Source organism: Blautia caecimuris (genome assembly GCF_024622975.1).
GTDB lineage: Bacteria > Bacillota > Clostridia > Lachnospirales > Lachnospiraceae > Blautia_A > Blautia_A caecimuris.
In genome coordinates this window covers 1-7007 of the sequence record NZ_JANJZT010000065.1, presented here as the reverse complement: position 1 = coordinate 7007, position 7007 = coordinate 1, and the positions used below count along the sequence as shown (strand labels likewise).

Genomic DNA, 7007 nt, shown 5'->3' with positions numbered 1-7007 from the left:
GAGCAGTTCCGATTTATTGCAGAACTGCTCTTTTTGTCAACTCTGAATCTGATACTTTCCTAATGAATTATATCATCCTTTTTACTTCTACCGAATCCGGAATCTCCTCCTCATGTACCTTTACAACATAATCCTGATACTTTCTTGGATAAAAAACATTCTCCTTCTTTGTTACTTCCACTGCGTCAAACAGTTTATATGCCGGACAATCTCCCAGCTCTTTACTGTGTTTGAATACTATCAATTCTCGAACCGCCATCTTTCCTCTTGCAGCTGAATGATCATGTTCGAACATATTAATAATAGCCTCCCACAAAAGTTCCAGATCATCTTCAGAAAAACCTGTAACTCTGCGTGCAAGGTTAGCGGAAATATACCCTTCTACCCGATACAGACCATAAGGAACAATACTCTTACGCCCCATTTCTGTGCTCTTATTTTCTGCATCCTTTTCTGTTGTAATAGCAACTCTGGTAATCGTCACCTCCTGACTCATAACCGGGTCGATGCTTCTGGCAAACCCAATCTGTACCGGTCCTCTTACCTGTCCACAGTTTAAAGCAGCTTTTACAAAAGTAGTCATGACTGCACCAAATGCTCTGATGTCATAAAAATTACTGCACATATAATCCCGTAGCTTCTCATCTGTTCCCGGTTCATTTTTCTTTAGCTTCTTCAGCGCTTCTGTCACTTTTTTATCATCTGTTTCCTGAACTCCCACACTGGTGCAGGCTTCCCTGTCGCTTCGGTTTAGCGGAACATCTTCTTTAATATAAATTTTATACCCTTTCTCATCCTCTTTTACTGTTTCTATATAATTTCTGATTTTTCTTTTCAAACAAACATCTGTAACAATTCCAAGACCGCTTTCCGGATCTATTCTCGGCATATTGCCCGCATCCGGATCTCCATTTGGATTTCCATTTTCTACATCAAACAAAACCACAAATTCATATCTGTTTTTAATTGCCTCTCCCATTTATTTTTCCTCCCTTTTCTCATATTTTTTCTGTTTCTGATGATAATAGCCCAGAATAAATTTTCCCTGTTCCTTTAATGTCAGCTGTGCGGGAAATTCAATATCATCTAATTTACCTGTAATGTCTGTAAAAAGATATTCGTAATATTTTTTAGAGCTTCCTTTATCTCTTTCAATCTTTTTCATATGACTGTTTTTCAGTCTGAATAAAACAGGAAATACGGATGCAGGCGCTGTACAGGCTGAGTTGAAATATCTATCCCTGATTGTAGCTTTTATATCCGGATTGGCCTCCATCTGTACTGCCTCCAGTGCAAAAAATAAACGTCCTAATACATATGCCGTATCTTTACTTTCCTCATTTAATGCCATATATTCTTCTCCTTCCTTCCATTTATAATTTTGTATCAGAAATGCTTTTATGATTGAAGCTCGTCCCCAATTTACTTCCCCCTGTTCTGCCCGAATTCGCATCAGTGTATCTAAATACAGACTTTGAGGATATTGTCCACCGGATACAATTGATCGAAGTACCATGGCAGCCATATTAGGAACCGGCGTTTTATCTTTTGATTTCTGATTTACCGTCTCATACAGCATTGACCAGATTCCCAGAAATTCTCTTTGTTCCCAGGAAGGCTTTACCATGTTCATCCGCTGATAATGCAAAGAAAAATTATTTAGTATATTTCCAAAAGAATCCTGATAAAAAAATCTTACAGAAAGTCTGGCCGCATTTGGTGCAATTCCCAAAATATAAAATTTCTGTTTTGGATCTAAAATTTCCTCATCACAATTAATATATTTATGTTCTTTTATATCTTCAAATAATGATGCAATCTCTTTCTGATTATCTTTTGGAGGATTAGCGGACAACCAGAACACTTTTCTGCATTCATCTCTGCCGCTTTCAGCCCAAAATACAACCATAGTATCTCCAATCTGCATAGAGTACTCTCTATCAGACAGGAGAAAATTCAAAGCAGTCGTGTAAGCAAACTCTGCCTCCTTGCTGACAGGAGCATTGTAGCTCTGAGATTTTTCATAGGACTCAAAAGCATGTGCATTAAAAGATACCAGAGCTGCGCCGCTGGACTGGGCGCCGGGCACTCCTTTAATCACTCTATGTATTCTGGCAATTTCTCCCTTTTTTCCTGTAACAAGACAGATCCCCTGGTCTCCGCTCTCTGCTTCAAGGTAAGATTTCTCCCAAATGCTCTTTATTTCCTCGTCTTTTTGTGCCTCTTCCTGAATACCCATACAGAAAATCAGATTTCCTCCATCTGTAAGCTCCTCCAGTCTGTCTCTGATAATCGGATTTTCAAAAGCCTTCTCGGGATTCCAATTTTCAAAAAATCTTTTTACTGCCATCGCCATCTTACCCTGTGCATTCTTCAGAATTGACAGATGTTTTTCTCTTGCAGCTTCAAAACATTCCTGTGCTCTTTTTCTGCTTTTTTCGTCATTCTCTTTATCAATTCCCAACATATATTTAGCATTATCGCAAAGGAAATTTGCTGAGACTCCTGAAGATCTTGTTGTCATCTCCGGAACTGTTATGGGAACTGCAACCTCTACTGTCTTTTTCCCCCGCTCCTCTTTCTTTTTCCGGTAAATGATGCCCTGGAGTTCTCCTTTCTCTGTTAAATTTAATGCATAGGAAACTTTAGCTGTGCACCACCCGGGACGAGTCGCCTTTCCCATTTCTGCAAGCTTTTCATAATAGGTAGCCAATGCCTGCAAAATCATCGTATCACCTCACAGTCTGCCAGATTCAGGACACCATGTCTCATAACTGCCCGAAAAAATACAGGCTGTATATTGCCGGGGTCTGTATAATCCATATCATAAAGCATAATCCCCAGATCCTTTTCCGGAACATCATCATAGGCAGTTGCTATATCATCCTCTTCACATAAAGCAAAATGAGCGGGAAACTCTCTGCATCCAAAGTACGGCATATGAAAACATTCTCCTCTTCGCAGCCGTCTCATAATAATATCCTTAAATTTTCCGGGATTATCTGATTCATTAGCCTTTTGCGTCATCTCAAAATGTGCTTCTATTACATATTCTACATCTGTCAGTATCGCAGACGCTCTCTGAACAATCTCCTGTTTGCTGCACAGATAAAGCGGCTTATCTCCTCCATTGTATGCCTTCAGCACATTACTGGCAGATATCTTGCTCTTTACTTCATTTCTGCGGACACTGGTAAAACGAACAGGTTTATTTACATAGATTTTGTCAATAATCCACCGCATACCGGGATGCCAGTAAATTGCTTCCAGAATGCCTCTTGCCGCTGATGGCGTCATCACATCGTAGGAATATCTTTCCACCTTAATTTCCGGTCTTGTGAAAAGAGCAAAATCTCCCCATACCCGAATTTTTACTCCCCTTGCCATAAAATTCCTCCTTCTCCATTAGATCACCCTGCCTTCCTCATAGCATACTGCAATATAATCTCTCGGCTGGTAATAAAAATCTGTATTATAATCCGATATATGAGCATCTATCCAGGAATGATATACCTCCCATATCCCGTCCAATATTTTTCCATCTGAGTAGCAATCCTCAATCAGCCTTTCATATACCTCTCCCACACTCCAATAATCCGGCACTGCATACTTGCATTCTTTTACATTATCAAATGTTCCATTGGAAATTTCATTTTCTTGTATAAATTCATCTGCTACTTTTTCAATAGGCTCACAGTGAAATACATCTGCATAATCATAAATTCTGTTTATTTCATCCTTTCCCAGATAGTCTGTCACCTCCTTCCGGGTTCTTTTTACCTTTCTTCCTATATATTCAATTAAACTACAGGTAAAAAACAGACTATTGTTATTTTTTGTTCCCATAAACAGCCTCACTTCCTATAAATTTTAACGTGTCAAGAGCAGATATTGAATGGAAACTGATCTGATGGGTCGGATACTTAAATTTAACCAGTTCCCAAAATGCCTCCCGTGAAATTTTTCCATCTATAAAATTCTGTATATAATTATAAATTGTATCATCAGCCATGGGTCCCTCTACAATATCATACTGATGCGAAATTCCCTGACGGCATGCGACAATAAAATCCAACCATTCTTCTGTCATTTTTTCAAAAACCAGACAATTAAGATCAGGATTAGAAATATATTCATATTTATTAATATATCCCTTTTTTCCATAACGAGTCGCCCAGCGTTCTGCCTGTTTTAAATACTGAGTACAGTAGAACCCGTAATAAAAGTCCTTGTTATATTTCGCTTTTCGCACTTCCGGGTATTCTACTATGTCTGCACTCCCATGATATAAAATCATATACACCCCTCCATTTTACAGAAACTGTAATAATAATTCCCTTTAAGTCTGATAATTATAAATTTAATATATCACTTTCATTTGTATATATCAAGTATTTTGTTAGAAAGATATTATAGAATTTTAATTTTATTGTTACATAGTTATTTTTTTCATATAAGAAAAATCCTCCCCAAATGATATAATTTTCTTTATGATGTTCGCCACGATATAAACAAAAGAAACTATATATCTATTACAAAAAATATATTTCAAAAATCTGACTTTTTTATAACACAACTTATATTAAATCATAATTGAATTTATCACTTAAATATACTATACTAAATGCTGACAGGATTACCTGAGGATTGAAATTATAACATCTTAGCTAATTATCTAATGCCAAAAGCGGTACAAATGTTTTTTCATTTGTACCGCTTTTTCTTCTTATTCCCCAAACTTTATTTGTTCAAAGTATATCTTTTATAATCAATGCCTCTCCTATCTTTTTAAATAAAACATGCCGCACCCTTTTCCACTTCCAGACTCAGTCCAAATTCCTCATTATATTGCTCCTGATCCGTTAGTTCATAAAAATCAGGCATATCTTCTGATACAAGCCGTGCCTTTCCGGCATCATACAGACTTTTTAATTGCTCTTCATAAACATTCACACAATACTGCCCAGCTTTACGCATTCCGGCTTTGGTAAATCCCCGTTCCTTTATTTGCTGCATAATCTTGTCTGCGTCACTGTCTCCATGGACAAAAACCGTCATCGTATTATTTTCAATCAATTGAAACTCTTTTCCTACCTTTGCAAAATTATAATTTCTATTTTCAAATTGCTCCAAAATTTTTTTCTCGTCTAAACTGTTTCCTTTCAGGTAATATAAATTTTGAAAATACTCATTAATACTTTCCAAGGCAAAAAAATCTGCATCCTTTTTTATCAGCTCTTCGGCTGCATCCAGTTGATTTTGCTGTCCTGGCACATAATCTCTTTCCTCAAACTGAAAAATCGAAACAAAACTTTCCTCTGCCGCATTCTTGCCTTCCCGATTACATCTTCCAGCTGCCTGAACAATAGAATCTACACCCGTCAGCTGACGATATACTGACCGAAAATCTAAATCTACTCCCGCTTCTACCAAACTTGTAGAAATCAAAATACAGCGTTTGTTATTCTCCAGCCTTTCCCTGACTTCATCCAACATTCTCTTCCTGTGTATAGGATACATACAAGTAGATAAATGATATACTCCTTCTCCCTGCAGACGACTGTATAATATCTGCGCTCGTTTTCTGGTATTTACAATACAAAGAGCCAGATGTTCGCCAGACAGTTTTTCTACAAGCTCGTCCTCTTCAATCTTTCCTATATTTTTCAGAGTTGTTCTTTTAAAAAATTTAAACTGCTCCTCCATTCTTGGACACAATTCCTCAGCTTTCACACCCTGTCCAAAAAATGACTGTAATGCAGGCTGCGTTGCTGTACAGAGTACCGCACTGACTCCATAATGCCTTACCAGTTCCTCAATCATTGCCACACAGGGCTTCAAATAATTAGTTGGAAGCATCTGGGCCTCGTCAAAAATAATCACACTGTTTGCAATATTATGTATTTTCCTGCATTTAGATGACTTATTAGCAAACAAAGACTCAAAAAACTGAACATTGGTTGTAACAATCACAGGCTTATCCCAGTTCTCTGCTGCAAGCTGCATGGGTTTTAATTCTTCCAAAGCCTCATAATCTACATTGCAATGGTTTTCCAAAACATTCTCCGTTCCCAAAATCGTTCGGAATATTTTTGCATTTTGCTCTATAATACTGGTATATGGTATTACATAAATCACTCTGTCCATATGATGCTTCATCGCATGCTGTAAAGCAAAGGCCAAAGATGCAATCGTTTTTCCACCGCCTGTAGGCACAGTAAGCCGAAAAAGCCCTTTCTCTCTTTTTCCCATTTCGTAGCAATTTTTAAGAATCTCTGTCCGCCTTCCATTTACTGTATTAATGTCTGTATTATGCAACCATTTCTCTGTGTATTTCTTCAGCTTATCCAGAAGTATTTCTATACTTTCTCCAGAATCCCGACCTGTCTCGCCGTTTTTCATAAAAGCTTCTGTATCCAAAAAATCTGCATCCACTAAACAGGAATACAACATTCGTATAAAAGTACTTAATGCAAAATCGTTACATCCGTTTTCATCAGCTCCCACTGGCATGGTATCCAGATTTGGAATACGTACTTCCTTCTTGTAAGCACTGTAATCACAAATTTTTTTCTTCATACGTCCTGCCAGACTTGATACACTTCCCGTATCTCGATAATTTCCATAGTCCGGAATCCCTGAATGATGTCCTGCAATACAGTAGCTTATAAACGAATATAATCCGTCTCTCTTCATACAAATCTGAGCTCCTGCAGTAGAATGATCTACCTCTGCATTACTTTCTCCCCTGATTCTTTTTTGAAATTCTGACGAATATTTTCCAATATCATGAAGGAGCCCACAGCAATACCCCCATTGCTCCTTTCCAAATTTTGCCGCGAAACTTTCACATAATTCTGCAGTTCCTTTCAGATGTTCAATCAATAACTGAGTCCTTTCCCCTTCCAAATGGCCAATATATTCCATTTTTTCCTCCTCATATAATCAAGTGTTTTCTATTGAAAATTCAAGGTTTTTCAACCTTTCATATCTCAGTGAATAAGCCA

General features: G+C 37.6%; 6 protein-coding genes. All 6 read right to left on the bottom strand.

The window, feature by feature from the left end; translation table 11 throughout:
- Positions 1-67: 67 nt before the first annotated feature.
- A complete protein-coding gene (cas7c, locus tag NSA57_RS19060; RefSeq protein WP_173753245.1) occupies positions 68-979 on the bottom strand; it encodes a type I-C CRISPR-associated protein Cas7/Csd2 in 912 nt (303 codons plus the stop codon).
- Positions 980-2728, bottom strand: a complete 1749-nt coding sequence (gene cas8c, locus NSA57_RS19055) for a type I-C CRISPR-associated protein Cas8c/Csd1 (RefSeq protein ID WP_257465805.1) — start codon at positions 2726-2728, stop codon at positions 980-982.
- Positions 2725-3387 (bottom strand): type I-C CRISPR-associated protein Cas5c, encoded by a 663-nt coding sequence (cas5c, locus tag NSA57_RS19050; protein ID WP_173753249.1) that lies wholly within the window; start codon positions 3385-3387, stop codon positions 2725-2727. The genes cas8c and cas5c overlap by 4 nt, the downstream gene beginning before the upstream one ends.
- Before the next feature lie 18 nt (positions 3388-3405).
- The gene (locus NSA57_RS19045; protein WP_138270175.1) at positions 3406-3846 is read right to left on the bottom strand and encodes a hypothetical protein; all 441 of its coding nucleotides are present in this window, start codon (positions 3844-3846) and stop codon (positions 3406-3408) included.
- The gene (locus NSA57_RS19040; protein ID WP_257465804.1) at positions 3830-4297 is read right to left on the bottom strand and encodes a DUF3990 domain-containing protein; all 468 of its coding nucleotides are present in this window, start codon (positions 4295-4297) and stop codon (positions 3830-3832) included. Before NSA57_RS19040 ends, NSA57_RS19045 begins: the two co-directional genes overlap by 17 nt.
- 491 nt (positions 4298-4788) lie before the next feature.
- Positions 4789-6927 carry a CRISPR-associated helicase Cas3' gene (gene cas3 / locus NSA57_RS19035; RefSeq protein WP_257465803.1) on the bottom strand — a complete coding sequence of 713 codons (2139 nt, stop codon included), beginning with the start codon at positions 6925-6927 and terminating at the stop codon, positions 4789-4791.
- Positions 6928-7007: the final 80 nt, after the last annotated feature.